Annotated in this window: 2 protein-coding genes and 1 pseudogene; 2 read left to right on the top strand and 1 reads right to left on the bottom strand. The window is 62.8% G+C overall.

Features of this window, described 5'->3' with window-relative positions; all coding sequences use genetic code 11:
* Nucleotides 1-223 (bottom strand): annotated as a pseudogene (locus tag ENZ75_RS31450) (hypothetical protein); the annotation flags it as partial.
* A gap of 151 nt (nt 224-374) precedes the next feature.
* Here ENZ75_RS31450 and ENZ75_RS31445 point away from each other — a divergent pair.
* Both ENZ75_RS31445 and ENZ75_RS31440 read left to right on the top strand, forming a co-directional pair.
* Nucleotides 375-827, top strand: a complete 453-nt coding sequence (locus ENZ75_RS31445) for a MaoC family dehydratase (protein WP_063167880.1) — start codon at nt 375-377, stop codon at nt 825-827.
* Nucleotides 828-829: 2 nt separating this feature from the next.
* On the top strand, nt 830-1,547 hold a 718-nt coding region (locus ENZ75_RS31440), incomplete at its 3' end, for a CoA ester lyase (protein WP_164888161.1).

Raw genomic sequence — 1,547 nt, 5'->3', positions numbered from 1 at the left:
GCATTGGCGCGTGTTGGCTCATCGACAGCGCCTCGGCCATCGCCAGCCGCACCTTTGACGAGGCATCGTCGAGCAACAGTGTCAGCGCCGCCTCTGCGGCGCAGCGGTCCTCGAAGGGCAATTCGGAATTGATGTAGGCTCGGGCCAGAGCGCTCGCCGCCGCGGCGCGCTCCGACACCTTGGCCGTGTAGATCCATTTCAGGAAATGCGAAACAACAACCATGCCCGCCTGCTTACGCCCCTTGCCGGAAGGTTCCGACCCCACTGACGACCGTAGGCAGAATTGGTTTACGAACCGTTCACCATGTTCATTAACTGGCTTGCGAGGCTGATTTGCAGCGCCTATCAACCGTCAAGCACCTGAGGAGAGAGAAATGGCCGGACTTTATCTCGAAGAGTTCGTCGTCGGCCATGTCTTCCAGCACACGCTGCGCAAGACCGTTACCGAAAGCGACAACATGCTGTTTTCGGTGATGACGCTGAACCCGCAGCCGCTGCACATCGACTTCGATTTCGCCACCAAGAGCGAATGGGGCAAGCCGCTGGTCAATTCGCTGTTCACGCTCGGGCTGATGATCGGCATTTCGGTCAATGACATCACCGTCGGCACCACGGTGGCCAATCTCGGCATGAAGGAAACCGTGTTTCCGCATCCGGTCTTCCATGGCGATACCGTTCGCGTCGAAACGACAGTCATCTCGGTGCGCGAGTCCAGGTCGAAGCCCGATCGCGGCATCGTCGAATTCGAGCATCGCGCCTACAACCAGCATGGCGATCTCGTCGCCAAATGCACCAGGCAAGCCATGATGCTGAAGAAGCCGGCCTGATCATGCGCTCGCTGCTGTTCGTCCCCGGTGATTCCGAGAGGAAGCTGGAAAAGGGTTTTGGTGCCGGCGCCGACGTGGTCATCGTCGACCTCGAGGATTCCGTGGCGCCGCACAACAAGGCGCTGGCGCGCGTCGTAGCGGCGCGCTTCATCCTGGAACGCAGGGCACAAACGACTTCCGCCATCTATGTCAGGGTCAATGACCTCGCGACCGGGCTGACGGATGACGATCTGGCGGCGCTGGTTCCGGCGAAACCCGACGGCATCATGCTGCCCAAGTCGAACGGCGGCCAGGATGTGCAGCACCTGTCGGCAAAACTCAGGGTGCGCGAGGCCGAAAAAGGCCTGGCCGACGGCGCGATCAAGATCCTGCCGATCATCACCGAAACGCCGGCAGGCGTGCTGGCGGCGGCAACCTATGCCGGGACCAGCGCGCGGCTTGCCGGGCTCACCTGGGGCGCGGAAGACCTGTCGGCGGCGCTCGGCGCGCGCAGCGCCCGCGACGAGCATGGCCGCTACACGGACGTGTTCCGTCATGCTCGCACCATGACCATACTCGCCGCCGGTGCGGCGGAGGTCGCGGCGATCGACACCGTCTTCCCAAATTTTCGCGACATGGCGGCCTTCGCCGCGGAGTGCGCCGAGGCCGAACGCGATGGCTTCACCGGCAAGATGGCGATCCACCCCGATCAGGTGCCGGTCATCAACGCAGCCTTCACGC

The organism is Mesorhizobium sp. M7A.F.Ca.CA.002.04.1.1, from assembly GCF_004022805.1.
Classification (GTDB): Bacteria; Pseudomonadota; Alphaproteobacteria; order Rhizobiales; family Rhizobiaceae; genus Mesorhizobium; species Mesorhizobium ciceri.
Note: the sequence above shows the minus strand (reverse complement) of the source record. Positions and strands in the feature narration are given on the sequence as shown.

Coding starts and splice junctions, on each gene's coding strand:
- ENZ75_RS31445 (WP_063167880.1), top strand. CDS start 375: ATGGCCGGACTTTATCTCGAAGAGTTCGTCGTCGGCCATGTCTTCCAG.